Source organism: Embleya sp. NPDC050154 (genome assembly GCF_044460165.1).
Classification (GTDB): domain Bacteria; phylum Actinomycetota; class Actinomycetes; order Streptomycetales; family Streptomycetaceae; genus Embleya.
On sequence record NZ_JBITJP010000048.1, the window covers coordinates 511 to 25,792 of the forward strand.

24 protein-coding genes are annotated in these 25,282 nt (G+C 72.5%); 12 read left to right on the top strand and 12 right to left on the bottom strand.

Going from position 1 to position 25,282, the window contains the following annotated elements; genetic code table 11:
• Window positions 1–326: 326 nt before the first annotated feature.
• On the bottom strand, window positions 327–1,103 hold the full coding sequence (locus ACIBSV_RS49015) for a FadR/GntR family transcriptional regulator (protein ID WP_395874224.1): 777 nt from the start codon (window positions 1,101–1,103) through the stop codon (window positions 327–329).
• Window positions 1,100–2,035 (bottom strand): aldo/keto reductase, encoded by a 936-nt coding sequence (locus ACIBSV_RS49020; protein WP_395874226.1) that lies wholly within the window; start codon window positions 2,033–2,035, stop codon window positions 1,100–1,102. Before ACIBSV_RS49020 ends, ACIBSV_RS49015 begins: the two co-directional genes overlap by 4 nt.
• Window positions 2,036–2,149: 114 nt before the next feature.
• On the opposite strand from ACIBSV_RS49020, the gene ACIBSV_RS49025 reads away from it, so the two are divergent.
• Window positions 2,150–3,349, top strand: a complete 1,200-nt coding sequence (locus tag ACIBSV_RS49025) for a DegT/DnrJ/EryC1/StrS family aminotransferase (RefSeq protein WP_395874228.1) — start codon at window positions 2,150–2,152, stop codon at window positions 3,347–3,349.
• Between the two features lie 164 nt (window positions 3,350–3,513).
• Here the strand turns inward: ACIBSV_RS49025 and ACIBSV_RS49030 are convergent, their stop codons facing one another.
• Window positions 3,514–4,092: a YceI family protein gene (locus tag ACIBSV_RS49030; protein ID WP_395874230.1), complete on the bottom strand. Its 579-nt coding sequence runs from the start codon at window positions 4,090–4,092 to the stop codon at window positions 3,514–3,516.
• Window positions 4,093–4,269: 177 nt separating this feature from the next.
• Here ACIBSV_RS49030 and ACIBSV_RS49035 point away from each other — a divergent pair, with 177 nt between their 5' ends.
• Entirely contained in the window at window positions 4,270–4,704 is a 435-nt protein-coding gene (locus ACIBSV_RS49035; protein WP_395874232.1) for a MarR family winged helix-turn-helix transcriptional regulator, read from the top strand.
• A gap of 223 nt (window positions 4,705–4,927) precedes the next feature.
• On the opposite strand, the gene ACIBSV_RS49040 is transcribed toward ACIBSV_RS49035, so the two are convergent.
• The gene (locus tag ACIBSV_RS49040; protein WP_395874234.1) at window positions 4,928–5,674 is read right to left on the bottom strand and encodes an NDP-sugar synthase; all 747 of its coding nucleotides are present in this window, start codon (window positions 5,672–5,674) and stop codon (window positions 4,928–4,930) included.
• 126 nt (window positions 5,675–5,800) lie between these two features.
• On the opposite strand from ACIBSV_RS49040, the gene ACIBSV_RS49045 reads away from it, so the two are divergent.
• The 3 genes from ACIBSV_RS49045 (at window position 5,801) to ACIBSV_RS49055 (ending at window position 7,692) form a co-directional block, all read left to right on the top strand.
• Window positions 5,801–6,529, top strand: a complete 729-nt coding sequence (locus ACIBSV_RS49045) for a hypothetical protein (RefSeq protein ID WP_395874236.1) — start codon at window positions 5,801–5,803, stop codon at window positions 6,527–6,529.
• Entirely contained in the window at window positions 6,526–7,116 is a 591-nt protein-coding gene (locus ACIBSV_RS49050; protein WP_395874238.1) for a hypothetical protein, read from the top strand. Before ACIBSV_RS49045 ends, ACIBSV_RS49050 begins: the two co-directional genes overlap by 4 nt.
• 111 nt (window positions 7,117–7,227) lie before the next feature.
• A complete protein-coding gene (locus tag ACIBSV_RS49055; protein ID WP_395874240.1) occupies window positions 7,228–7,692 on the top strand; it encodes a hypothetical protein in 465 nt (154 codons plus the stop codon).
• A gap of 28 nt (window positions 7,693–7,720) precedes the next feature.
• Here the strand turns inward: ACIBSV_RS49055 and ACIBSV_RS49060 are convergent, their stop codons facing one another.
• Together ACIBSV_RS49060 and ACIBSV_RS49065 are read right to left on the bottom strand one after the other, a co-directional pair.
• Window positions 7,721–9,982 carry a hypothetical protein gene (locus ACIBSV_RS49060; RefSeq protein WP_395874242.1) on the bottom strand — a complete coding sequence of 754 codons (2,262 nt, stop codon included), beginning with the start codon at window positions 9,980–9,982 and terminating at the stop codon, window positions 7,721–7,723.
• Window positions 9,983–10,116: 134 nt separating this feature from the next.
• Window positions 10,117–10,581, bottom strand: a complete 465-nt coding sequence (locus tag ACIBSV_RS49065; protein WP_395874244.1) for a DUF4442 domain-containing protein — start codon at window positions 10,579–10,581, stop codon at window positions 10,117–10,119.
• An 88-nt stretch (window positions 10,582–10,669) separates the two neighbouring features.
• On the opposite strand from ACIBSV_RS49065, the gene ACIBSV_RS49070 reads away from it, so the two are divergent.
• Window positions 10,670–11,476: an enoyl-CoA hydratase/isomerase family protein gene (locus ACIBSV_RS49070; RefSeq protein ID WP_395874246.1), complete on the top strand. Its 807-nt coding sequence runs from the start codon at window positions 10,670–10,672 to the stop codon at window positions 11,474–11,476.
• 11 nt (window positions 11,477–11,487) lie between these two features.
• On the opposite strand, the gene ACIBSV_RS49075 is transcribed toward ACIBSV_RS49070, so the two are convergent.
• Window positions 11,488–11,841, bottom strand: a complete 354-nt coding sequence (locus tag ACIBSV_RS49075) for a hypothetical protein (RefSeq protein WP_395874248.1) — start codon at window positions 11,839–11,841, stop codon at window positions 11,488–11,490.
• 200 nt (window positions 11,842–12,041) lie between these two features.
• Here ACIBSV_RS49075 and ACIBSV_RS49080 point away from each other — a divergent pair, with 200 nt between their 5' ends.
• A complete protein-coding gene (locus tag ACIBSV_RS49080) occupies window positions 12,042–13,415 on the top strand; it encodes a CoA transferase (RefSeq protein WP_395874250.1) in 1,374 nt (457 codons plus the stop codon).
• A gap of 219 nt (window positions 13,416–13,634) precedes the next feature.
• Window positions 13,635–14,141, top strand: a complete 507-nt coding sequence (locus tag ACIBSV_RS49085) for a hypothetical protein (protein ID WP_395874252.1) — start codon at window positions 13,635–13,637, stop codon at window positions 14,139–14,141.
• 103 nt (window positions 14,142–14,244) lie between these two features.
• Here the strand turns inward: ACIBSV_RS49085 and ACIBSV_RS49090 are convergent, their stop codons facing one another.
• Window positions 14,245–15,060 (bottom strand): SAM-dependent methyltransferase, encoded by an 816-nt coding sequence (locus tag ACIBSV_RS49090; RefSeq protein ID WP_395874254.1) that lies wholly within the window; start codon window positions 15,058–15,060, stop codon window positions 14,245–14,247.
• Window positions 15,061–15,246: 186 nt separating this feature from the next.
• On the opposite strand from ACIBSV_RS49090, the gene ACIBSV_RS49095 reads away from it, so the two are divergent.
• A complete protein-coding gene (locus tag ACIBSV_RS49095) occupies window positions 15,247–15,660 on the top strand; it encodes a lipid asymmetry maintenance protein MlaB (protein WP_395874256.1) in 414 nt (137 codons plus the stop codon).
• On the opposite strand, the gene ACIBSV_RS49100 is transcribed toward ACIBSV_RS49095, so the two are convergent.
• Window positions 15,571–16,560: a sigma-70 family RNA polymerase sigma factor gene (locus ACIBSV_RS49100; RefSeq protein WP_395874258.1), complete on the bottom strand. Its 990-nt coding sequence runs from the start codon at window positions 16,558–16,560 to the stop codon at window positions 15,571–15,573. The two genes, ACIBSV_RS49095 and ACIBSV_RS49100, sit on opposite strands and share 90 nt — an antisense overlap.
• Before the next feature lie 82 nt (window positions 16,561–16,642).
• Window positions 16,643–16,966 (bottom strand): ubiquitin carboxyl-terminal hydrolase 14, encoded by a 324-nt coding sequence (locus tag ACIBSV_RS49105; protein ID WP_395874260.1) that lies wholly within the window; start codon window positions 16,964–16,966, stop codon window positions 16,643–16,645.
• Window positions 16,967–17,244: 278 nt separating this feature from the next.
• Between ACIBSV_RS49105 and ACIBSV_RS49110 the strand changes: the two genes are divergently transcribed.
• The 3 genes from ACIBSV_RS49110 to ACIBSV_RS49120 all read left to right on the top strand — a co-directional run bounded on the left by ACIBSV_RS49110 (window position 17,245) and on the right by ACIBSV_RS49120 (window position 20,751).
• Window positions 17,245–18,708 (top strand): flavin-containing monooxygenase, encoded by a 1,464-nt coding sequence (locus tag ACIBSV_RS49110; protein WP_395874262.1) that lies wholly within the window; start codon window positions 17,245–17,247, stop codon window positions 18,706–18,708.
• A 152-nt stretch (window positions 18,709–18,860) separates the two neighbouring features.
• A complete protein-coding gene (locus ACIBSV_RS49115) occupies window positions 18,861–19,784 on the top strand; it encodes an SDR family NAD(P)-dependent oxidoreductase (protein ID WP_395874264.1) in 924 nt (307 codons plus the stop codon).
• 31 nt (window positions 19,785–19,815) lie between these two features.
• Window positions 19,816–20,751 carry an alpha/beta fold hydrolase gene (locus tag ACIBSV_RS49120; protein ID WP_395874266.1) on the top strand — a complete coding sequence of 312 codons (936 nt, stop codon included), beginning with the start codon at window positions 19,816–19,818 and terminating at the stop codon, window positions 20,749–20,751.
• A gap of 90 nt (window positions 20,752–20,841) precedes the next feature.
• Here the strand turns inward: ACIBSV_RS49120 and ACIBSV_RS49125 are convergent, their stop codons facing one another.
• Both ACIBSV_RS49125 and ACIBSV_RS49130 read right to left on the bottom strand, forming a co-directional pair.
• Window positions 20,842–23,070, bottom strand: a complete 2,229-nt coding sequence (locus ACIBSV_RS49125; RefSeq protein WP_395874268.1) for a HelD family protein — start codon at window positions 23,068–23,070, stop codon at window positions 20,842–20,844.
• Window positions 23,071–23,315: 245 nt separating this feature from the next.
• A complete protein-coding gene (locus tag ACIBSV_RS49130; RefSeq protein WP_395874270.1) occupies window positions 23,316–24,890 on the bottom strand; it encodes a fibronectin type III domain-containing protein in 1,575 nt (524 codons plus the stop codon).
• Between the last annotated feature and the right edge of the window lie 392 nt (window positions 24,891–25,282).

The following is a 25,282-nucleotide window of genomic DNA, read 5'->3' on the forward strand; positions in this document are numbered from 1 at the left end:
GGCCGGGTTGCACCTGGCCGCGCGGACGGGCCGCGGATCCTTGGCCTCAAACGCCGGCCGGGCTGGGATTTGGGGTCGGCCGCCCGGACGGCTGTGGTCGGGCTCCGCGGTCCGGCCTGCGGCTGGTTGGCCTCGAACGCCGGCTGGGCTGGGATTCGAGGCCGCCGCCGGGACGGGCTGCGGATCCTTGGCCCATGCGCCGGCCGGGCTGGTTGGGGCTTGGCCGCCCGGACGGGCTGCGGGTCGTTGGACGGGGGCGGCCGGGTGGGGTCGAACGCCGGCCGGGCCGCGGGGTGGCGTTGGCCGGGCGGCGTTCGGGGTTGGGGTCAGGGGGAGGTGATGGGGGCGCCTCCTCGGCCGCGCAAGGGGTAGTCCTGGGCGGCTTCGAGGTGGCGTACCGATTCGCGGTAGACCTCGGATTCGTCGCCGGCCTCGATCAGGGCGATCAGGCGCTCGTGGTCGCGCAGGCCGGCGCGGCGGACGCGTTCGCCCGTGTCGGCCAAAGCCTCCTGGGCCCATTCGCGTTCCTGTTGCGCCCACAACACCTCGACCGCGCCGAGCAGGATCTTCATGGTCTCGTTGCCGCACAACAGCACCAGGGCCTCGTGGAAGTCGCGACCGGCGCGGATGTAGGCCGGTCCGTCCTCGACCGCGCGCTCCATCCGCGCGTGCACCTCGCGCAACCAGGGCACCACCTCGGTGGCCCGGTCCGGGCGCGCCGCGCACAACGCCGCGCAGACCGGTTCCAGCCGGCGCAGCGCCTGCGCGAGGTCGTCCAAGCGGACCTGGCGCGCGTGCATGACCATGCCGAACATGTGTGCCGCATCCGCCGGTTGCGGGACGTGCACCACCGCGCCACCGGTGTTGCCGCGCTTGACCGTGATCAGGCCCTCGGTCTCCAGGATCCGGAACGCCTGGCGCAGCGTGGTGCGGCCGACGCCGAACTCGGCGATCAGGTCGTCCTGTTTGGGCAGCATGTCGCCGTCCCGCAGCGGACCGTCCAGGATCCGGCGACGCAGCCGGCGGGCGAGTTCGTCCGCGATGCCGGCGTTGCGCAGGGATCGCTCGGTGCCGGATCGGACCGGCTGCGCCGCGGGGTTCACGCCGGTACCGCCGCGGCGAGTTCGGCGATCTCGGCGACCTGGGTCGCGGTGAGGTCCACGATCGCGGCCGCGTTGGCCGCGACCTGCTCGGGACGGGTCGCGCCGACCAGCACCGACGCCACCTCGGGTTGCGCGGCCAACCAGGACAGCGCGAGGGCGAGCAGGGTCAGGCCCTGGTTCTCGGCGTAGGCGGTGAGCCGCTCGACGATCGCGAAGTTGTCGTCGGTGGCCACGGCCTGCGCGAAGCGCGGGATGGCCGCGAACCGGCTGTCCTGCGGGAACTCCTCGCCGCGCCGGTATTTGCCGCTGAGCAGGCCGGACGCGAGCGGGAAGTACGGGATGACGCCGACGCCGAAGTGCCGGGCCGCGGGCACCATGTCCCGCTCGACGGTGCGCTCCAGCAGGCTCCACTCGATCTGCGCGGCCACGAACCGCGTGGAGCCGGCGAGGTGTGCTGCGTCGGCGAGTTGCCACGCGGCGAGGTTGGAGGTGCCCGCGTAGCGCACCTTGCCCGCCCGGACCAGGTCGTCGAGCGCGCTCAGCGTCTCCTCGATCGGGGTCTCCGGGTCGGCGTAGTGCTGGTAGTACAGGTCGATGTGGTCGGTGCCCAGGCGCCGGAGGCTGTTCTCGCAGCTCCGCACGATGTGCCGGCGCGAGGAGCCGCGGCCGTACGGCCCCTCGGCCACCTTCGCGCCGAACTTGGTGGCCACGACCACGTCCTCGCGGCGGCTCCCGAGTGCCTTGCCGAGCAGCACCTCGGATTTCCCGCCGCCGTACATGTCGGCGGTGTCGAACAGGGTCACCCCGGCGTCGAGCGCGGCGCCGACCACCTTGTCGGCGCCGTCCTGGTCGATCCGCATCCCGAAGTTGTTGCAGCCGAGGCCGATCGCGGAGACCTTCAGACCCGACTTGCCCACGGTGGTGTAGCGCACGCTCAGCTCCCGTCGTCTTGTTCACCCATCATAGCCATGATAGCCATGACACATCGTCAGCTGACGCCTCGTCAGCCGTGCTGCGATCCGACATCACCACGAGGGTAGGCACTCATGCGCAAGATCCCGTACGCCGGCAGCGTGCACGACCAGAGCGAGATCGACGCGATGCTGGCGGTCCTGAACGGGCCGCCCTCGGCGATGGGCATCGGACGCAATGTCGCGGAACTGGAGACGCGCGTCGCGGAGCTGTTCGGCAAGCGCAACGGCCTGATGTGCAACTCGGGTTCCTCCGCGCTGTATCTCGCGATCGAACTGCTGCGTCTGTCCCCCGGGGACGAGATCATCACCTCCACGCTGACCTTCTCCACGGATATCGCACCGATGGTCAAGGCCGGTCTGGTGCCCGTGCTCGCCGACGTCGAGCCGGATACCTACCAGATCGACCCGACCCGGATCGAGGCCCTGATCGGCCCGCGCACCAGGGCGATCCTGACCCCCAACCTCGCGGGCAACGCCCCGGACTGGGACGTGATCCGGGCGATCGCGGACCGGCACGGCCTCAAGGTGATCGAGGATTCCTGCGACGCGCTCGGCGCGACCCTGCGCGGCACGCCGACGGGCACCCGCGCGGACATCTCGGTGACCAGCTTCGCGATGTCGCACATCATCACCTGCGCGGGCAACGGCGGCATGGTGCTCACCGACGACGAGGACCTGCGCGACCGCGGTCTGATGTTGCGGCGCTGGGGCCGACGCAGCGAACTGCAGCTCTTCGGCTCCAAGCGGGGCAACCGCGACTTCTTCGAGGAGATCGACGGCGTGTTGTACGACAACCTGTTCATCTTCGACGAGATCGGCTGGAACTTCGAGCCCTCGGAGCTGGGCGCCGCCTTCGGGCTGGCCCAACTCGCCAAGCTGCCCCGGTTCCTGGCCACCCGTCGGGAGCACTTCGCCGCGCATCACGCGTACTTCGACGCGCGCGCGGAGTTCACCGCACCGCGCCAGACCGAGGGCCTGGAGACGGGGTGGCTCAACTTCCCCATCCTGCTGAACGAGGGGCTGCCGTTCACTCGCGGCGAGATGCAGGCGTGGCTGGAGGAGCGCGGGGTGTCCACGCGGACCGTGTGGTCGGGCAACATCCTGCGCCAGCCCGGCTTCAAGGACATCGCGCACCGCGCCGACCCGGGCGGCTACCCCAATGCCGACCGGGTGATGGAGCACGCGCTGATCGTGCCGATGAACCATCGCATGGACGCCGAGGATGTGGCCTACATCCACGAGCAGGTGGACGCCTTCCTGGCGACGCGCTGAGCACGACGGACCGACCGCCTCCGAACTCGCGTCCGTCACACCGGAGGGGCCGCACACTGGCCGCGCACCGTGACGGACCGCCCACCGAGAAACCGCATGCCGAAGGGGCCGGGCGCGTCCCGCCCGGCCCCTGTCCGCCCTCGCCCACGAACCGTCGGCGCCGATCAGCCGTCCTGGCGGACGGCCTCGCCCTCGATCTCGATCCTGATTTTCTTCGAGACCAGCACGCCGCCGCTCTCCAGCGCCTGGTTCCAGGTCATCCCGTAGTCCTCGCGGTTGATCTCCGTGGTCGCGGTGAACGCGAGCACCTCCTGCCCCCACGGGCTGGTCGCGAGGCCCTCCAGCTCGACCGCGAGCTCGACCTCGCGGGCGATGCCCTTGATGGTCAGCTCGCCGGCCAGGGTGAACTGGTTGCCGTCGTGGCCGCTCAGGCGCAGGGTACGGAAGGTCATCTGCGGATACTTCTCCACCTCCATGAAGTCCGCACTGGCCAGGTGGGCGTCGCGGTCCGGCTGACCGGTGGTCATGCTCGCGGTGGAGATCGTCGCCTCGACGGTGGAGTCCATCGGGTCCTCGGCGACGGTGATCGCTCCGGTGAAGTCGGTGAACTGGCCACGCACCTTGCTCACCATCAAGTGCCGCGCCGTGAACCCGACGCGGGTGTGGGCCACATCGAGCGCGTAGGTGCCGGCCGTCGGGATCGTGAGCCCTTCCCAGTCGCGGCGGGGGGTGGTGGCGGTCATGTCGCACTCCTCGGGAGAGATATCGTTGCCTTGCGGATATCGACCTCAGCAATATCTTGCCCATAGATATTCCGCATGTCAACTACTTGCTATGATAGGGACATGCACACTCCCCCGAGAGCCGCATCCCCCGCCCCATCGACTACCACTCCCTTCGACGATCCACGCATCACCGCCATGGGACTGCTCGTGGAGGTCTATACCGGCCTGATGGACCGGCTCAGCCCGCAGTTGGCCGAGCACGGCCTGTCCACGGTGGACTTCAACGTGCTGGTCCGGTTGTCCCGCTCGGCCGAGCAGCGCCTGCGGATGAGTGATCTCGCGGCGCAGACGTCGCTGTCCACCTCCGGGGTGACCCGCGTGGTGGACCGCCTGGAGAAGGAAGGGCTGGTCGCCCGGGAGAACTGCCCCACCGACCGCCGCGCGCTGTTCGCGGTGCTCACCCGCGACGGCGCGGACCGGATAGGCGGTGTCCTGCCCGGGCACGTCGACCTGCTCCAGACCTGGCTGATCGACCCGCTGACCGACGGTCAGCTCGCCGGGCTGCTGGACGGTCTACGGGTGGTGCGCGACACCGCCAACCCCGGTGCCCGCGCGGGCATCTCGTCCTGACCGCGGCCACCGACAGCGAGTAGCCCGCCCGCTCGAACCCGTGGCCGCGGGGGTCACGGGAAGCGCGCGTAAGACCCCGAACGACTCGCCCATCGACGAAGGAAGCCGGCACCACCCCGGGAGAACGATCCGCCCCCAGCCGCCGAGCGGCCGGGGGCGGATTCGTTGGACCTGTTCGGCGACCGGAAACGGTGTGCCGCCGCGCGCCGAGGCGAGACCCGGCTCAGCCGTCGGCGCGCAGCTCCCGGGCCGCCTCGGACAGGTCCTTGGCGGTGTCGATCGCCCGCCAGTAGGCGCCCTGCGGGATCGGGAAGCCGGCCAGCCGCTGGGCCCGGGCGAGCCCGGGGAAGGTGGTGCGCTCGTGGTCGCCGACGTCCGGCAGCAGCGCGGTGAACTCGGGCGCGAACACGTACACGCCGGCATTGATCAGGTAGGGCGAGGGCGGCGCCTCGATGAAGTCCAGGACGTGGCCGTACTTGTCGGTCTCCACCACGCCCCAGGGAATCCGGGGTCGCGCCAGCGCGAGCGTGGCCAGCGCGGTGCGCTCGTGGTGGAAGGCGGCCATCTCGGTGAGCGAGAACCGGGTCCAGATGTCGCCGTTGGTGGCGTACCAGGGCTCGTCCGGGCGCGGCAGCGCGGCGGCGGCGAACTTCAACCCGCCGCCCCGGCCCAGCGGTTCGGTCTCCACCACGGTCTCCACGCGCACCGGGAGATCGGCGCTCTTGAGCCAGTCCTGGAGCACCTCGGCGAGGTGCCCGCAGGAGACCACGACGTCGCGCACGCCCTCCGCGGCCAGCCAGCGCAGTTGGTGTCCGATGATCGGGGTGCCGGTGCCGGGGATCTCCACCATCGGCTTGGGTCGATCGTCGGTGTAGGGGCGCAGCCGTGAACCCTGCCCGCCGGCGAGGATCACGGCCTGCGTGACCGCGCGAGCCCCCGAGTGGGTGGTCGAATGTGGTGCGGAAGTCATGGGCGCATTATCGCGCCCTCGGATCCCCCTCGACTTCCAAGGGAGGTACCACTCGTTCGGGAACGCGCTGGGCCCTAGGTTCATCTCATGGACGACTGCACTTCGAACACCGGGGGGAACAGCAAAGTGCGCACCACGAATGTCCGCACAGGCGTGGCAGCGGTACTCGTCGCGTTGGCCGTCGGCACCGCGGTCGCCGGTTGCGGCAACAACGACAGGTCGCCGCTGGACACCGTTCGCGCCTTGGAGAGCGGCAAGGACAAGCCGACGAGCGAGCCCACCGGCCGACCGACGAGCTCGGCCGGCACCACCCCGCCGGCCCGCCGCACCACCGCGCCGCCCACCGGCGGGACGTCGGCGTCCGCGTCGGCCACCGCCTCGCCGAGCACCTCCTCGACCGGTACCTCGGCACCCGCGACCGGATCGACCGCGGCCTACATCAACGATCCCTGTCGCTTCTTCACCGCGGCCGAGGTGGCCACGCTGCTCGGTCTGCCGGTGGTCAAGGCTGAGGTGGACGAGAAGCTCAAGAGTTCGAGCAGCTCGTTCTGCGACTACCGGGACGCCCGGGGCCTGTCGATGATGACGGTGATGATGTCCAAGAGCGATCCCAAGTACAGCACCGCCGAGCAGGCCGCCAAGGGAACCATCGACTCGGGGGACAACCCCACCGCGCTGCCCGGGGTCGGCGACGCGGCCTTCACCTACCACGACTCGACCTCCAACGGGGTGGTCTGGACGAAGCTCGTCGGAGACACCTACCTGGACGCGGACATCTACATCGACCGCAGCGACAAGGACGTCTCGCCCGACGTCCTCGCCAACATCGCCCGGACGATGATCGGCCGGCTGTGACCGGGCGCGTCGGGCCCGCCGCCACCCTGGTGGGGGTGGTGGGTCTGGCGTGCCTGCTCGGCGGCTGCGAAGATCCGGACACACCGCCGCGGCACGTGCCGGTGTCCACCGCGGCGGCCGGCGACAAGGCGGGCGCGCCGCCTCGACCCACCCCCTCCCCGCCCGCAGCCGACGCACCACCGGCCGACGGTTGCGAACTGCTCTCGACCACCCGGGTCGAGGAGGTGCTCGCGATCGGCCCCGTGCACACCCGGTCGGCGGACGCCGGGCGCTCGTGCGAGTACCTCGACGCCGGCGACCGTCGGGTACTGACCGTCGTCGTCGGGCAGTTGCCCCAGGCGATGGTCGGCGGCCCGCTGGACACCGCACGTTCGACCGCCACCGGCCCGGGCCCGCGCGAGACGCTGCCCGGCATCTCCGACGCCGCGGTGATCTACCGCGATCCCGCGCGCGGCGACGGCCTCGCCTTCGCCCGGGCGCGCGGCGACCTGGTCACCTCCGTCGACATCATCATCCCGGCCGTCGATCGCGAGCGGCTGATCGCACTGGCCCGCACCGCGGCCGCGGCCTTGGACGCACCGGGCTGAGCACGGCAGTCGGGGGTATACGCCGGCCACCTGGTGCCCGCGACGTCGTCCCCGACGCGTAGGGTCCGGGGTCAGGGCGGCGCCTGCCGCGGCCAGGAGGAGGGCTCACCCATGACGGATCGGGACCCGCACGCCGTCGTGCTGCTCACGAACCGCATCAGCTCGCGCATCAGCACGAGCGGCGGACCGGCCCTACCCCTGCGGGACGCGCTGCGCGTGTACACCGAACACGTCGACACCGACGTCGCGGCCCGGTACGCGACCGTGGTGAGCGACCTCGCCGACGCCGACGTGGCCCTGCTGCGCCTGCCCGAGGAGCACGGCGACGCCGAACTCGACCGGATCGTGGACATCGCCGCGTCGGTGCCCACGGTCGCGGTGATAGACCTGTACCGGCCCGCCGCGGTGGCCGATCTGGTCGGCTATTGCGCCGCGTTGCTGGGCACCAGGGGCGCCGACGACGAGGGTGTGCTGGACGTCGTGTTCGGCCGCTACGCACCCGCCGGCCGGCTCGCCGGCGACCTGCCCGCGGACGCGGAGCCGCTCTTCGAAACCGGCCACGGACTGTCCTATTGACCCTCGCTGTCGATAAATTGACGGACTGTCAGTGTGTTTTCCGGGTGATGTTCAACACGTCCACGGCGCCCTTCGCGTCGCCGATGGTGGCGAAGTCGACCGCGACGAAGTTGACCTGCGCACCGCGTTCGCGTTCGCAGCGGCGGGCCCGATCCAGCAGGAACGGCCGCGAGTTGACCACTCCGGCGTCGAGCCGACTGCCGCCGGCGGAGGTGATGAAGTTGTTCAACAGGAACAGCCGCTTGCCCACGTCGCCGCGATAGGGCGCGCAGTTCATCTCGGTCGGACTCGTGTACGCGTACGGCGTCTCCATCCCGTACTTGTAGAAGTTGCGGTACCACGGGACGGGCCCGTCGGCGCGCTCGGCGAAGACCACCAGGCGACGGTTGTGCTCGATCATCGTGCCGAGCGTGGGCCACGGCTCGTCCGGGTCGGCGGCGGGCGTGTACAGCAGTCGCTCCAGCCCGGCCTCGCGGAACGCCCACTCGGTCTGCTGCGCGGTGATCGCGTCCTGCACGATCAGGGTGACCACCTCGTGCGGGTTGCGATCCATCCACTGGCCCACCGCGCGCAGCGTCTCCACCATCGGCAGTGCGCCACCCCGGCACACCGAGTGGCACAACCACAGCCCGGGCCGGGCCGGCGCGACGTCGTTGACCACGCCGGCGACGATCTTGCGCGACTCGGGGTCCAGGTCCGACTCGGCGAGCCGGCCGGCCACCTCCTCGGGGGCCTCCCACGTGTACGAGTCCACCAGCAGGCCGCGCACGCCCGCGTCCAGTTGGGTGACGATGTCCGCGTCCTGGAGCGGGCTGAGGAAGCGGGCCGCGGTCGAGGACATCGAGTTGTGCGTGGCCAGGTAGGCGACCTGGTCGTAGCGCCGGTTGCACAGCTCGGTCATCCCGTTGCAGCGCTTGGCGTCGGCGCCGGAGCCTGAGGTGGGCACCGGCACGAAGATGGTCAGCGCGATCGCCCCGGCGGCGACCACCGCGGCGCCGGAGGTGAGCACCTGACGGGTGGTGTGCCGCACCGGCGCGGCCCGCCGGTGCTTGTGCTTGTCCCACAGCACGATCGCGCCGAAGGTGACCCCGCCGAACACCAGCGGCACCGCGGACGCGGCCAGCCACACCCCGACCACATCGCGCGCCGCGGCCTCCTGGAGGTCGCCGGCGAGCCGGACCACCGAGGGCGCCCAGCCGTCCCGGTTCTCCGAGACCACGTGCGGCAGCACTCCCCACGCGACCAGGCAGCCCACGCCCGCGAGCAGCCCGCCGCCCGCCAGGGCCAGCGCGGGCAGTCGCAGCCGGGCCGCCCCGCGCGCGGACCCGGTGCGCCACAGCACCACCAGACCCAGCAGCGCGGTCACACTCGCCACCGCGAGCAGCCGGCCCAGGCCGAACACCGTCATCGCGCGCAGTTGTTCGAGCTGGCCCAGTTTCAGCTTGGTGCTCTCGTTGGCCTGGCTCGCCCGCAGGTCCAGGGTCAGGTCCCAGGTGCCGCCGTCGGAGAGCCCGGTCAGTCCGAGCTGGGCCTGGCGGACCTTCTCGCCGAAGATCACCGGGACGATCGCCACCAGCACCCCGCCGAGGTCGTCGGCGCGCAGCGAGGCGACCACCTGGCCGCGGATCGGCTCGCGGGACTCCGCCGGCAGCCGGGCCAGGATCAGGTCGGCCACCTCCGGGGCCGCGGCCGGGTCCAGGCTCAGCGCCGGCAGCGACTCGGGCGGGCGGCCCTGGGCGAGCGCGTCCAGGGCCTTGGAGACGCCGTCCACCAGCGCGGGCGCGTTGTCCTCGGTCACCCGGGGCACGTCGCCGGTGAGGTCGCCGACGAAGACGTCGGCGACCTTGCCGAGGTTGTTGATCACCGGTTTGAGGTCGACGGTCAGCCGCAGTTCGCGCTCGTCGCCGCGCAGGTAGCCGACGGTGTGCCCGATCTGCTCGCGCACCATCCCGCGCAGGGTGGACGGCGGCAGCACCAGGCGCAGGTTGGCGGTGACCTGGTTGGGCGGTATCGGCAGCCGGCCCAGCAGGTCGTTGGTGACCCCCGCCATGCGGGGGTCGACCAGTACCTCGTCGTAGAGCCGGTCGTAGGCGTGCTCGCGCTCCAGCACGCCGTCGTACCAGTCGGCGGAGAGCACGGTGGCCCGCGCGACCGCGAGCCCGGTGACCACGGTGATCGACAACGCCACCAACGCGGTCAACAGGGCCCGTGCCACGCGGCGCCACCGCCGCCACGCGGCGCGTACCTTGAGCCGGCGGGAGACCTTGCCCACCACGATCTGCCCGGTCATCCCAGCAGGATAGGAAATCATCACCAACCCGAAGCAAAAACATGATCGGGACCTTCCCGACCGGCACGGGCCCTTGCCTGCCCTGGAGCCGGGACCGGAAACGTGTGCCGGTCACCCGCGCCAGTGTGCGCCGATCACGCGCGGTTGGGGCGCAGTGTCCAGGTGACGGTCATCTCCGCGGTTGTAGTGCCCGCTTCGTCACGGATGGTGATCTCGACCACGAATTCCGGGCGCTTGCCGGCGTCGAGTTCGGCGACCACCTCGACGGCCGGACGGGTCAATCGGGCCTCGGCCAGCACCGGGCCGAGGGCGACCTTGCGGTAGCGGATCGCGGCATCCACCGCGAGCGGCGTCGCGCGGGCGAGTTGGTCCCCGAACGCGGCGATCACGATCGCCCCGGACGCGGACTCGGCCAGCGTGAACATCGCGCCCGCGTGCGGGCCACCGATGTGGTTGTGGTGCGCGGGCTCGTCCGGCAGGCGCAGCACGGCGCGGTCGGCGGCCAGTTCCACGAACTCCAGGCCGAGCGTGCGCACGAAGGGCACCGAGGCGCGCAGGCCCTCGGCGACGGCGTCGAAGTCGGTCGTCGATTCAGTCATGGCCGCGATGCTACCGGCAGGTAACTTCCCTCGGGGCGCCACCTCGCCGGCATTTCCTTCACCCGGCGAATCTGTTTGACTGAGTCACATGAAATACGTGCGCATCGAGCGCCCCGAGCCCCACATCGCGATCGTCCGCCTGGACCGGCCGGACCGCCTCAACGCGCTCTCCGCGACCATGGTGGGCGATCTCAAGGCCGCCTTCGCCACGCTGCACCGCGAGCGCGGCCCACGGGCGATCGTGCTGACCGGCGAGGGACGCGGCTTCTGCTCCGGCGCCGACCTCTCCGGCGACCCCGACCACGCGCCGGACGCCGAGGGCCGCGGCCCGGTCGGACACGTCTACCGCTCGCAGGAGCACCTGTCCGAACTGATCCTGGCCGTCCACGAATGCGAGAAACCGGTGATCGCCGCCGTGCACGGCGCGGCCGTCGGCGGCGGCCTGGCCCTCGCACTGGCCTGCGACCTGCGCGTCGCGGACGAGAGCGCGCGCTTCGGCTCGGTGTTCATCAAGGTCGGCCTGTCCTCCGCCGACGTGGGCACCAGTTACCTGCTCCCACGCCTGGTCGGCCCCACCCGGGCGGCCGAACTGATGCTCACCGGACGCCACTTCGACGCCGCCGAGGCGTACTCCTGGGGCCTGCTCAACGCCCGCGTACCCGCCGGCGAACACCTGCCCGCCGCCCTGGAACTGGCCCGCTCGATCGCCACCAACAGCGAATACGGCGTATGGATGACCAAGAAGGGCCTGTGGTCCGGGATCGGCGCGACCTCGCTGCGCCAGCAGATCGAACTGGAGAACCGCACCCAGGTACTGGGCACCTTCACCGGCAACATGGCCGAAGCCGCCGCCGCCTTCCGCGAACGCCGAACCCCCACCTGGCGGGACATGTGAACGCCCCGCGCTCACCCGCCGATCGGCTCCGGCCCGGGCCACCGGAACAACCGCCCCGCCTCGGCCGCGTGCTCACCCGGATTCGCCGCCAACCGGACCTCCTCGATCGGATTCCCGTGCGCGTCGCGCCCCTGGACCCGAGTCAGGTAGCCCGCCGCCGCCAACTCGTCGAGGTAGCCCGCGATCGACTCCGGACTCTCCCCCGGCCGCGACCCCAGCGCCCGCGGCTCCGGCCGGGCACCGTCCGGCAACAACAGCAGATACACCGCGAGGCCGCGCGCCCGCACACTCAGCCTGGCGTCCTTCAGGAGCGCGTCGTCGGGTCCGAGCCCCGACCCGCCGTCCTCGCCCCAGATGCGCCTCATGGCCTCAGTCTCGATCACGATCGCGCCCGGCAGAGCAAACCGCACAACCCCTACACAAACGAGTGACCAATCGTTTGCCCGGGCGCCCACAGTGCGGACGCGGGCACGCTGGGAGACCGCCGACCCGATAGTTTTCCGCTCGGGCCATCTCGAACAGGTGATCCCGGCGGCTGCGGAGTTCCGAGAACTGTGAGGCTTCGATGCGTACCACCCCCGCGCGGCTCCTCGACCAAGCCTGGCGCGCCCTCGGCGGCGACCCCGCCGACCGCGCGCACATCGCCTTCACCGGCCCCGACCACACGCTGACCTCCGCGCTCCCGGTGACCGCGATCGCCCAGGCCGCAATCGGCGCCGTCGCGCTCGCCGCCCGCGAACTCGGCGCCGCTCGTGGGGGATCCGTCCCGGCACCGGTGGTGCTGGACAGCCGGGCCGCGGCCATGGCGATGAGCAGCGACCGGCACCTGCGCCTGGCCGGCGAACCGCTGGTGTCGATGCATCCGCTCTCCCGCTTCCACCGCAGCGCCGACGGCTGGGTGCGCCTGCACGGCAACTACCCGCACCACCGCGCCGCGGCGTTCGCCGCACTGCGCGTCGAGACGGTGGACGACGCGATCGAGGCCCTGGCCCGGCTCACCGGCACCGAGATCGAGGAACTGCTCGCCGCACACGGCGCGTTGGGCTTCGCCGTCCGCGAGGGCGACGCCTGGGCCGCACACCCCCAGGGCGCCTGTGTCGCCGCCCTGCCGCCGCTCGACCTCACCCGCACCGCCGCCGGCGACCCGTGGTGCCCCGCACCCGATCCCGCACCCGCCGCCGGTGTGCGGATCCTGGACCTGACCCGGGTGCTCGCCGGCCCCACCGGCACCCGCACCCTCGCCCACCTGGGCGCCGACGTCCTGCGCGTGGACTCCCCGCACCTGCCGGAGAATCCGGGCGAGTACTGGGACAACGCGTTCGGCAAACGCTCCACCCTGCTGGACCTGCGCGACCGGGCCGACCGATCCCGCTTCGAGGAACTGCTCGCCGACGCCGACGTGTTGATCACCGGATACCGCAGCGACGCGATGGCCGCCCTGGGCCTGGACCACGAAACGCTCGGCGCCCGCCGACCCGGGCTGATCACCGCCGCGTTCAACGCGTGGGGCCCCGGGCCGTGGGCGAACCGACGCGGCTTCGACAGCCTGGTCCAAGGCGCCTGCGGGATCGCCCGGATCGAGGCGGGCGGTCGGGTGGAACCGGGCGCGCTGCCGACCCAGGCACTGGACCGGGCCACCGGATACCTGCTCGCCGCGGCCGTCCTGCGCGCCCTGACGCTGCGCCTGGCCGACCACCGGGGCAGCAGGATCGACCTCGCGTTGGCCCGCACCGCGACCTGGCTGACCGCCGCGTACGCGCCCGGAGAGCCGGAGGTCGCCGAGCCGTTCGACCCGGCCCCGTATCTGACCACGACCGACACGGCCCTGGGCCGACTCACCCACGTGGCACCGCCGTTCGAGCTGCCCGGGCTGCCCGCCGCGTGGACCCGTCCGCCGACCCCCTGGGGCTCCGACGAACCGGTGTGGCGGACCGCCTGACCCCTCCGGCCCACCCGCCGGCCCACCGCGCGAACTCCCCCACCCGACACCGGCGAACCATCCGACCCACCGTCAACTTCCGCACCCACACGGTGACTTGATCGGCAAAGGCGCAGGTCGCACGGGTCCCGGTGTCGGTGCCGGATGGGATGCTTGACGCATGGGTTGAGCGCCACCGCGGTCGGTCGGCCGCGGCTCGACGCAGAGGAGGATCCCTCGATGTCCACTGTCAACACCATGATCCGGCTGACCCCCGTGAAACCCGCGACCGTGCGCCGGGCCCTGACCCGGATCGACACCAAGACCGTGCGCACCCACCCGGACGGCGTGCGGGACGGCGCGCCCGGCATCTCGCTGCGCACGCTGGCCACCCTCCAGCGCAGCCGACTGGTCCGACTCGGCGCCGAAGTACCGCTGCGCGGGCGGAACATGGGCATCACCCGAGCCGGCCGGCAGGCGCTGATCGCGCGCGGCGCGCACCGCAAGGGCGCCTGGGCGCGGTTGTTGCACGAGGAACTGACCTGGACCACCGCAGGCGGCGACGTGCTGGAGATCGCCGACATGCACCCCTACCACTGCGCCAACGCCGCCGCCTGGCTCCAGCGCAACGCGTCGGCGATCCGGGCCGACGCCGAGCCGCGCCGGCGCGGCGACGCGGTCGCGTGGATCGACGACACGCCGCTGATGCGCGCGTTGGTCGCCGCCGTCGAAAGCGCGCTTCCGTAACACGCACCGTGATCAAACCCGTCGAGCCCGGCCCGGCCACCGGATCGGTGGTCGGGCGCCGGGCTCGCGTCGTGCTCGCGGACTCGGCCGCGTGCGGCGTCGCTCAGACCTTCCGGCCGACCGCGGTATAGATCCAGGACTGTGCCAGCCGCTCCGGCGACAGGTCGGCGTCCTCCCCCGGGTGCCACAACGGCGCCTGGACCAGGCCGGGTTCGACCAATTCCACCCCGGTCAGGAAGGACGCGATCTCGGCGTGCGGGCGCGGCAACATGAACTCGGCGTCGTCGTTGATCTCCAACACCCGCTCCGCCGCGACCGGCGGCAGGAAGTCCGACGTGGTGTGCGACGCGATCAGCACACTGCCCGAAGGCACCGCCGCCAGCAGCCGGTTCACGATGCCCGCCGGGTCCTCGGCGTCCGCGACGTAGTGCAGAATCGCCACCAGCAGCAGCGCCACCGGGCGATCGAAATCGATCACCTCGCCCACCTCGGGGGCGGCCAGGATCTTCTCCGGCTCGCGCACGTCGCCCATGGTGAAGGTGGTCCGACCCCGATCGGTGGCGGGCATCAGCGCGCGGGCGTGCGCGAGCACGATCGGGTCGTTGTCCACGTAGGCGACCCGGGCCGACGCGATGACCTCCTGCGCGACCTCATGGGTGTTGCCGGGCGCCGGGATCCCCGTCCCGATGTCGAGGAACTGGTCGATGCCCTGCTCCGCCGCCCAGCGCACCGCGCGAGCGAGGAAGGCCCGGTTGTCCAGCGCGGTGATCGAGGTCTGCGGGGCGACCGCGATGAACCGTTCCGCCAAGGCGCGATCGACCGGGTAGTTGGTCTTGCCGCCGATGTGGTAGTCGTACACCCGGGCGGGATGGGGACGACTGACGTCGATCCCGGTGGGCGCCCAGTCCTGCTCGGACAACGTGTCATCCCCTCGAAGTCGGTACCGCGTCAGCCTACGGCACGCCAAACGGCCCGTTCCACAAGGGACTTGCCACGGTTTGCACCCACCGGGAAACCCTCGACGACCCCCGGGTGAACGCGGGTGATGAGTTTTGCCCGCCGGAACGGTCATAACCGGGTACAGCGTCGTCACAGGAGGTCGTCGATGGTCGATCCGTCCGAAACAGTCACCCCGCCACCGGCCGTACTGGCCGTATACGCGCCGCTCACCCGCGCGGACGTCCCGGGCCTGTGCGCACGCCTGCTCGCCCTCCTGCACGCGGATCGGGCGGATCCCTTCCCGTGCGACGTGAGCGCGCTCACCCGCCCCGACCTGGCCGCGATCGAGGCGCTGGCCCGGCTCCAGCTCACCGCGCGCGGCGTCGGCCGGCGGATCCGGCTGCACGGCACGAGCGGCGAGCTGCGCGACCTGCTGACCCTGACCGGCCTGGACGACATCGTCCCGACCGGTCCGGGCAGCGGGCGCCCCCTAGGCGTCGAGTGTCGGCGGGAGGCCGAACAGCGGGAACAGGTGCGGGACGTCGAGGAACGCGTTGAGGCCGATGATCTGCCCCTGTGACATCTCGATCACCTGCAGCGCCCACGGCTCGAAGCTGCCGCCGGGACCGCTGGGACGGTACTGGCCGAAGCCCGGCGTGCCGTTCGCCACGATCGGCACCAGCCGCGAACCGCGGCAACCGCTGCCGGTGCCCAGGAACCACTCCCGGATGTCCGCGTGCCCGCGCAGCCACAGCTCGAACGGCGGCATCGACAAGGTCGCGTCCTCGCGCAGCAGGGCGGTGAGCGAGTCCAGGTCGTAGCGCTCGAACGCGTCCACGTAGCGGGCGAGCAGCGACTGCTGCTCCTCGTCCATCGGCCGCACCGGGTCGGTCGCGGTGACCTCGTTCTCCGCGAGCGCGGCCCGGGCACGCTGGAGCGCGCTGTTGACCGACGCGACCGAACTGCCCAGCAGTTCGGCCACCTCGCTCGCCTTCCAGGCCAGCACCTCGCGCAGGATCAGCACGGCGCGCTGGCGCGGCGGCAGGTGCTGGAGCGCGGCCACGAAGGCCAGCCGTACGCTCTCGCGCGCGACCGCCAGCTCGGCCGGGTCGGCCACGCTCGGCACGACCCGGCCGTCCGGGATCGGCTCGATCCAGGTGGCCTCGGGCCGCGCCGGCGTCAGTGCCGAGGAGGCGGGCACCGGCGAGGACAGGTCCATCGGCCGGGCCCGGCGCTCGCGCCCGTTGAGGCTGTCCAGACACACGTTGGTGGCGATCCGGTACAGCCAGGAGCGGATCGACGAGCGGCCCTCGAACCGGTCGAAGCTCTTCCAGGCCCGCACCATGGTGTCCTGGACCGCGTCCTCCGCCTCGAAGGCGGAGCCCAGCATCCGGTAGCAGTAGCCGGTGAGCTCCACCCGAAACGGCTCGAAGTGCACCTCCACGACGTCGGCGCCGTCCGTTGCCACGAGATCACTCATCGGGTACTCCCACCGCTTCCGGCTGTCTCGACACGTATCGGAGTCTAGGCAGCCGCACCGACACGGGCACGTGCTCCGCTCCTCAGTCCACCGGAACCGCGACGAGCTCGTCCGCGTAGCACCACGCCCACTCCTCGCCGGGCTCGAACGAGCGCACCAGCGGATGGTCCGCGGCGTGCCAGTGCGCGGTCGCGTGCCGGTTCGGCGAGCTGTCGCAACAGCCGATGTGACCGCAGGTCAGGCACTCCCGCAGGTGCACCCACCGGGTACCGTTCCGCAGGCAGTCCTCGCATCCCTTCGTCGACCCCGGCGCCACCGTCTCCGGCAGCGTGTCCAGGTGCGCACAGGGCGCGTCCGTGGGTCGCCCGTCGCCGTCCTGGACCACCTGGTAGCGAATCCCGGCCATCGTCGTACTCCTCGTCGCAGCACCGCGGGCGTCACGTGTTCCGCGAGCCCGATCGATCTCCCCTTCCCTACCACGCGAGCCGGCACGCGCGCCGACGAGGCCGCGTCGGCGGCGGGATACACCGCGAAGCGGTGCCCAGGCAGCGGAAGCGGCGCCGACGAGGACGGCACGCGGAAGGGGCGCGCCGGTCTTCCACCTGGAGGCTACTTGTCAGTAGCCTCCAGATACAGCGTCCCCATCCGGCACCGGAGGCCGCAGTGCACACCACACACGTTCGAGTGGCCGTGATCGGGGCGGGCTTCTCCGGCCTGGCCGCCGGCCATCGCCTTCGCCGACACGCCGGCATCGAGGACTTCGTCATCCTCGAGCGCGCGCACGACGTCGGCGGCACCTGGCGGGACAACACGTATCCCGGCGCGGCCTGCGACGTGCCGTCCAATCTGTACTGCTTCTCGTTCGCGCCGAACCCGACCTGGTCGCACGCGTTCTCGCCGGGCGACGAGATCCACGCGTATCTGCGCCGCTGTGCGCGCGAGTTCGGGCTGGTTCCGCATCTGCGGTTCGGCCACGAGGTGACCGCCGCGCGATGGGACCACGACCGGGCGTGCTGGCGGCTGACCACCTCCGGCGGCGCGTACAGCGCCGACGTGGTGATCGCCGGAGCCGGTCCGCTCACCGAGCCGGCGATGCCCGCGCTGCCGGGTCTGGCGGACTTCGGCGGGCGCGTGTTCCACTCCGCCCGCTGGGACCACGAGCACGATCTGGGCGGCGAACACGTCGCGGTGGTGGGCACCGGCGCCTCCGCGATCCAGTTCGTCCCGCGAATCCAGCCGCTCGTGCACCGACTGGACCTCTACCAGCGCACCCCGCCGTGGATCATGCCGCGCAACGACCGACCGCTGCCGAACTGGCAGCGGTACCTGTACCGGCGGTTGCCGGCCGCGCAACGGGTGGTTCGCCAAGGCCTGTACTGGCAGCGCGAGGCCACACTCGGCGCCTTCCTGGGACCACTCGACCGGGTCACCGCGCTGGCCACGAGGCAGGCGCTGGCACACCTGCGCCGGCAGGTCCCGGATCCGGAGCTGCGCGCCCGGCTGACCCCGGACTACCGGCTCGGGTGCAAGCGGGTGTTGTTGTCGAACGACTACTATCCGGCGCTGACCCGACCCAACGTCGAGTTGGTGACCGCTCCGATCACCGAGGTACGGCCCGGCGGGCTGCTCACCGCCGACGGGATCGAGCACAAGGCCGACACGATCGTCCTGGGCACCGGGTTCGAGGCCACCCGGCCGCCGATCGCGCGCGTGGTGACCGGGCGCGACGGGCGCACGCTCGCCGAGGTGTGGCGCGACGGGATGGCGGCCCATCAGGGCGCGATGGTGGCCGGTTTCCCCAATCTGTTCCTGGTGATCGGGCCGGGCACCGGGCTGGGCCACTCGTCGATGATCGTGGTGATCGAGGCGCAGGTGCGCTACGCGGTGGACGCGATCCGGCGCATGCACGACCAGGGCATCGCCGACGTCGAGGTGCTCCCCCGGGCACAGGACGCCTACAACGCGTGGCTCGACGAGCGCATGCGCCGCACGGTGTGGACCACCGGTGGCTGCACGAGCTGGTACATGGACGAGCGCAGCGGCCGGGTGACCGCGTTGTGGCCGGGGTCGCTGACCCGGTTCCGGCGGATCAACCGACGATTCTCGCCGGTGGGTCATCGGGCCCGACGGTGGGATCGGATCGCTTAGGCCAGTTATCGGATTGTAAGACTTATTCGGACTCCGGAATCTGATGAGATGCGGGGCGGCCCCGGCAGGCGGGGTCGGCCGGGCCGATGGTTCCGGTCGTTCGGGCGATGCGAACGTTCCGGTGGTTCGAGCGGTACGGACAGGGAGTGCGTGTGATCCGGGAATTCACAGGTCGGGTGTGTGTGGTCACCGGCGCGGGATCGGGCATCGGACGCGCTCTCGCGTACGAGCTGGCGGCGCACGGCGCGCGACTCGCGCTGGCCGACGTCGACGCGGCGGGACTGGCCGAGACCCGGGAGCGGGCGGCGCGACTGGGCGCGCGCGAAATCCACACCGAGGTCCTCGACGTCGCCGACCGCGCGGCCGTCTCGGCCTGGGCGGACGCGACCGCCGAGCGTTTCGGCGGGGTGGACCTGGTGGTCAACAACGCCGGCGTGTCGCTGACCGCGGACGTCGAGGAGATGTCCTGGGACGACTTCGAATGGCTGATGGGCGTCAACTTCTGGGGCGTCGCGTACGGCACCAGGGCCTTCCTGCCGCACCTGCGCCGCTCGCGCGAGGGGCATCTGGTGAACATCTCCTCGGTCTTCGGGCTCTTCGGGGTCCCCTCGCAGAGCGCGTACTGCGCGGCCAAGTACGCGGTGCGGGGGTTCACCGAGTCGGTCCGCCAGGAGATGCGGCTCTCCGGTTCCGGGGTCGCGGTGACCACCGTGCATCCCGGCGGGATAAAGACGAACATCGTGCGCAACTCGCGGACCTCGGGCGCGCACGACCGGGACAAGGTCACGGCACTGCACGACTCGGCGTCGCGCACCTCGGCCCAGCGTGCCGCGCGGCTCACCCTGCGCGGTGTGCGGCGGGGTCGGGCCCGGGTGTACGTCGGCGCGGACGCGACCGCGATCGACGTCGGCTCCCGCCTGCTGGGATCCGTGTTCGAGCCGCTCGTGCGCGCGGTGTCCAAGCGCACGGGTCCCACCACCCTGGCGCCCGCCCCGCGCGCGGCGCGGACGGAGGGTCCCGAGCCGGTCCCGACTTTGTCGCCGGACGGGTATTCGAACCCCGTTACCGGTGGGTAGAAAAGACGGAGAGCGCTAGCGGGAGGCGAGCATGACGGCGGACACCAGGGGCACCACGGAACTCGTGGGACACGACCTCAGGGTACGCACCGGCGACGGCGCGGAACTGCGGGTGAACGTGGCCGGGCCGCCGGACGCGGCGGTCACGGTGGTCTTCGCGCACGGTTGGACCCTGCACGGCGACGTCTGGCGGACCCAGGTCGGGGCCCTGGTGGAGGCCGGGGTGCGGGCGATCACCTACGACCATCGCGGTCACGGCCGATCCACCGCGGGGCGCGCGGCGCCGTGGACGATCGACCTGCTCGGCGACGATCTCGCCGACGTGCTCGACACGGTCGCGCCGAGCGGCCCGGTGGTGTTGTGCGGGCACTCGATGGGCGGCATGACGATCATGGCGCTGGCGGCGGCCCGGCCCGAGTTGTTCGGGTCTCGGGTGGCCGGCGTGGTCCTGGTCGGCACGTCGGCGGGCGACCTGGTGCCCACCGGACGCGGCGTGCCCGCCGCGGTGCGGTTCAGGTCGGCCGCGCAGATCCGGTTCTTCGCGTTCGGACGGCGGTACCCGCGGCTGGTGACCCGGGGGCGCACCCTGCTGCCGGGCCCGGGCCGGCCGAGTCACCTGCGGATCGTGCGGCGCGGCCTGTTCGGCCCGGCGGTCGACCCGACGGTGGTGCGCGACTGCGCGCGGATGGTGTTCGCGACGCCGATGGCCACGGTGTGCGGGTTCTTCCCGGCGCTGGTCGCGCACGACAAGGCCGGCGCGCTGACCGCGCTCGCGCGGGTGCCGGTGCACATCGTGGTGGGCGCCCACGACCGGCTCACCCCGCTCGCGCACAGCCGGACGCTCGCGGCCGAACTCCCCGAGGCCACCCTGCGGGTGGAGCACGACTGCGGGCACATGGTCTTCACCGAGCGCCCGGACAGCGTGACCGAACCGCTGCGCGACCTGTGTGCCGGCATCGCCCGCTGACCCTCCCCCGCGGGTCTCGGCCGCCCGACGTCCCCGGGCCGGCGCGGGGGTCCGGCTCGGGCCGGACCCCCGCCCGGTTCCCCGGGACACTCAGCTCGGTTCGATCCCGAGCAACTCCGCGGTCCAGTCCGGGTCGGCCGTGACCACGGCCAGCAACCGGGTGGCCCGGGTCAGGGCGACGTAGAGCGTGCGCATGCCGTTGGGCGACTGCTCGACGATCCCGCGCGGGTCGACGATCACCGCGACGTCGAACTCCAGGCCCTTGGCGTCCAGCGCGTCCATCGGCTGCACGCGCGGATCCAGGCCCTCCAACTCGGCCGCCAGTTCCTCGGTGGCCCCGACCGGGGTGACCACGCCGATGGTGCCCTCGACCGTCTCCAGCAGCTCGCGCACCAGCTTGCGCACCACCGGTCCGGTCCGCTCGCCCGCCGTGGCGTGCACCCTGGGCGGCTCGCCGCCGCTGCGCACCGCCCGGGCCGGCCGGGCCCCGGGCACGGCCCGCACCAGCACGCGCGCGGCCACGTCGGCCACCTCCACCGGGTTGCGGTAGTTGGTGGTCAGCTCGAACTCGTACCGACGCCGCTCGCGCAGCGCCTCGGCCATCGCCGTCGCCGATGCGCCCGGGTCCTCCCAGGCGCTCTGCGCGGGGTCCTCGACGATGGTCCAGGTGGCGTGCATGCCGCGTCGGCCGAGCATCCGCCACTGCATCGGGGTCAGGTCCTGCGCCTCGTCGATGACGATGTGCGCGTACTCGACCGGCTCGTCCTCGTCCTCGTCGCGCGGCCTGCGCGCGCCGCGCCCGCCGGCCATCCGGTCCGCGTAGGTGGTCACCTCGGTGATCTCGTCCGGGACGTCGCGGCCCACCGTCTCGCCGCTGAAGATGTCCCGGCCGTCCACCACGTACGGGTTGTCCTCGTCCGGGTTGCCGTAGGCGACCGTGCGCTTGCGCGGCAGCGGGCCGAGCAGGCCGGTCAGCTCGTCCATCAGCGCCACGTCGTGGAAGGAGACCTCGCCGGTGCGCGCGGTGCGCGCCCACGAGTTCGCCAGCACGGACACCTGCGCGGGCGTCAGGTCGCGCTCGTAGCGGCGCAGCCGCTCCGGGTCGGCCAGTCCGGCGAGCACGTCCACCGGCCGCTGCAGCGGCCACCACGCGCGCAGGAACGCGGCGAACTCGTCGCGCGCGGCCACGTCCTCGTGGAACGCGTCCTTCTCGCCGCGGCCGGCGCCGCGCGAGAGCAGTCGGCCCCACAGCTCGGTGAGCAGTTGGCGGGCCACCTGGAGCCGGGCGGTGTTGGGACCGTTGCGGGTCTTGGCCAGCACCTCGCGGCGGATCCGGCGCAGCGCCTTGTGGTCGAGCACGATCCGGGTGCCGCGGTGCGAGATCGCGAACTCGGTCGGCGCGCCGGCCGGCACGTCGGCGACCGCGCGGCGGAGCAGGTGTGTCATCGCCGCGGCGCCCTTGAGCTTCGCCGCCGCCGCGTCGTCGTGGTAGGCCGCCTCGACGCCGTCGACCATGTCGCCGAGCGAGCGCAGCACCGCGCCGCCCTCGCCGAGCGAGGGCAGCACACGTTCGATGTAGGCGGTGAAGCGCGGGTTGGGGCCGACCACGAGCACGCCGCGCGAACCGAAGCGGCGGCGGTATTGGAACATCAGGTACGCGACGCGGTGCAGCGCGACGGCGGTCTTGCCGGTGCCCGGGCCGCCGCGCACGATCACCGAACCGTCGATCGGTGCCCGGATGGCCTCGTCCTGCTCGCGCTGGATGGTGGCCACGATGTCGTGCATCGAGCCGTCCCGGGTGCGCGAGAGCGCGGCCAGGAACGCGCCGTCGCCGACGATCACCATGTCGTCGGCGGCGTCCGGGTCGAGCAGGTCGTCCTCGATGTCGACCACCGAGCGGCCTCGGCAGTGCAGCACCCGGCGGCGGACCACACCGCGCGGGTCGTCGGGGGTGGCGCGGTAGAACGCCTCCGCGGCGGGCGCGCGCCAGTCGACGACGAGCACCTCGCTGTCCTCGTCGCGGATGCCGATCCGGCCGATGTGCCGGATCTCGCCGTCGAGCTGGTCGAGGCGGCCGAAGACGAGTCCGTCGTCGGCGGCGTCGAGGGAGCGGGCCCACAGTTCGGCGCGGTAGACCATGACGTCCCGCTCGACCAGCGCCGCGCGCGTGCCGACCTGCGCCTGCCGGTAGCCCTGTTGGAGCAGCGCCTGGGCTTCGTCGCGCATGTGTTCCAGGCGCGTGTAGGAGCGATCGACATGGCCCTGTTCCGCGGCGAGCTCGCGTTCCTTGGCCTGGGGGTCGCCTGCCGGCGCGGGCATAGTGATGCTCCTTGTGATGTGACACAGGTCTGCGCCCACGGTGGACGAGGCGCCGACGATCGTATGGCGTCGCCGGTGCCGTCCCCGCGGGCCGATCCGCCCACGGGGGTTGCGGCTGGGGTCGGGGGTGCTCCCCCGAGGGACACAGTATTCGGGACCCGCGCCGGTCTTCGCGACGCCCGGGCCCGGTGGGTCCGCTCCCGGCGGGCCCGGCGCCCGCTCCCGAGCGCCGCCGGCGCGACCGCTCAGGCGCGCCGGGCACGCAGTCGGCGCAACGCGACGACCACCCCGATCAGGCCCACCAGGCCGAGTATCGCCCATAGCCACACGGTCCCGTCCGACCCGCCGTCGCCACCGGTCCGGCCCGGTGCCAGGGCGGCCTGCGCGGGGCCGCCGGGTGGTGCGGACGGGGCCGCCACGGTGATCCCATACCGGGCCTTGGCCTCGTGCCGGGTCGGCGCGTTGTCCGAGACGGTGATCCCGAATCCGGTCTCGCCGGGGGCCGTGGGGGTGCCGGTGATCACACCGCTGTCCGGGTCCAGGGCCAGTCCCGCCGGCAGCGGGTCGTCGGCGACCCAGTGGTAGGGGGCGGTGCCGCCCTGGACGGCGAGTTTGGCGGTGTAGGGCTGCCCGACGCCGGCGGGCGGCAGCGCGGCGGCGGGCAGCACCAGTGCGGCCGAGGGCACCGCGTCGACGGGTGCGGACGGGTCGGATTCGCCGACCGCGTTGGTCGCGACGACCGTGTACGAGTAGGTGGTGCCGTTCTCCAGGCCCTGGTCGGTGTAGGTGAGGATGTCCGCGCCCAGGGTGGCCAGGGGCGGGGTCGAACCGGGTTCGCCGTTGGTGGAGCGGCGGATCAGGTAGCCGGTGATCGGGCTGTCGCCGGTGTCCGCGGGCGGCATCCAGGACAACACCGCCTGCCCCTGGCCCGCGGTCGCGGCCAGGCCGCCGGGCGCGCCGGGCTTGCCGCTGCCCAGTCCGGACAGGGTGACCGTGCGGCTGCCGCCGGGGATATTGCCGGTCAGGGTGAGTTTGCCGGTGCCGGCTCCGCGCTTGGTCGGGGTGAACACGACCGCGAAGGAGCACGCGGAGCCGCCGGGCACGTTGGTGTCCGGGCCGGTCGCGCACGTGGTGCCGGCCGGGTCGATCGCGAACGGTCCCTCGACGGTCGCGGACGCGATCATGAACGGCACGTCGCCGGTGGTGGTGATCGGCAGATTGCGGGTGGCCTTGCGGCCGACCGGCGCCGTGCCGAAGTCGACGGTGGGCGGCAGTTCGCCCACCCGGGCGGCGGGCACGGTGAAGGACAGCAACGCGTGGCCGTCGCCGACGCCGCCGGACGCGGAGGTCTGGGCGCCGGGGAAGACGATCGGGTCGGCGTACGGGCCGATACCGCCGGCGGCCGGGGCGAACAACCACGGCAGCGGGGCGGTCGCGGAGAACAGCGTGGTGCCGGTGTCGGCGATCCGCACGACCAGGGTCGCGCCGGCCTGGGCCGGGCTGTTCGCGGCGACCGCGGTCGAACCGGCCACCGACCCGCCCTGGGTGGCGCCGGCGGCCTTTCCGTACACCGTCGCGGTCATCGCGCTCGCGCCGACCGGGATGGTCACCCGGTGGTCGCCGGTGCCGGAGATCGCCGTCTGCACCTGGGTCGTGCCGCCCGGCGCGGTCGGCGCGGCGGGCCGGGTCCGAGCCGCGCCGGGGCGATCGGCGCCGGCGACCGCCGCCGGCGCGAGCGCGGCGAGCGCGCACACCGTCGCGAGCAGCCCCGCGCCGAGTGCTCCAGGGCGCGGGATACGACGGCGGATGGCGCTGTGCATGGAGATGGACCCCCGGGTGGGCTGCGGCTCTCGATACCGGACGGCACCGGACGGCCCACCGCTATCCCCGGTTCACGGGGTCGGCGGATTCCGCGCGCACGGCTTTTCCGGCAGCTCCTCAGCGCGGATGCTAGCGCTCACCGGGAGCGACCGGGAGTACTCCCCGCGAGAAGATCACCCGTTGGAATTCGCTGGTCCCGGCCGCCTGTACGGGTGCGACCCGGCAAAGCTGACCATCCGTCAGATTTTGTGGTCGCCGGCGTCGCCCGGATCGGTGCCGGCTCCTCGATCACCGGCTCGTCGACGCGCCCGCCCGGCCACACCTCGGGCCGCCCCCGGGGCCGCGACCAGTCCGCGCCGTCGCGCGTGTCGGCGCCGAATCGGGGGCCGAG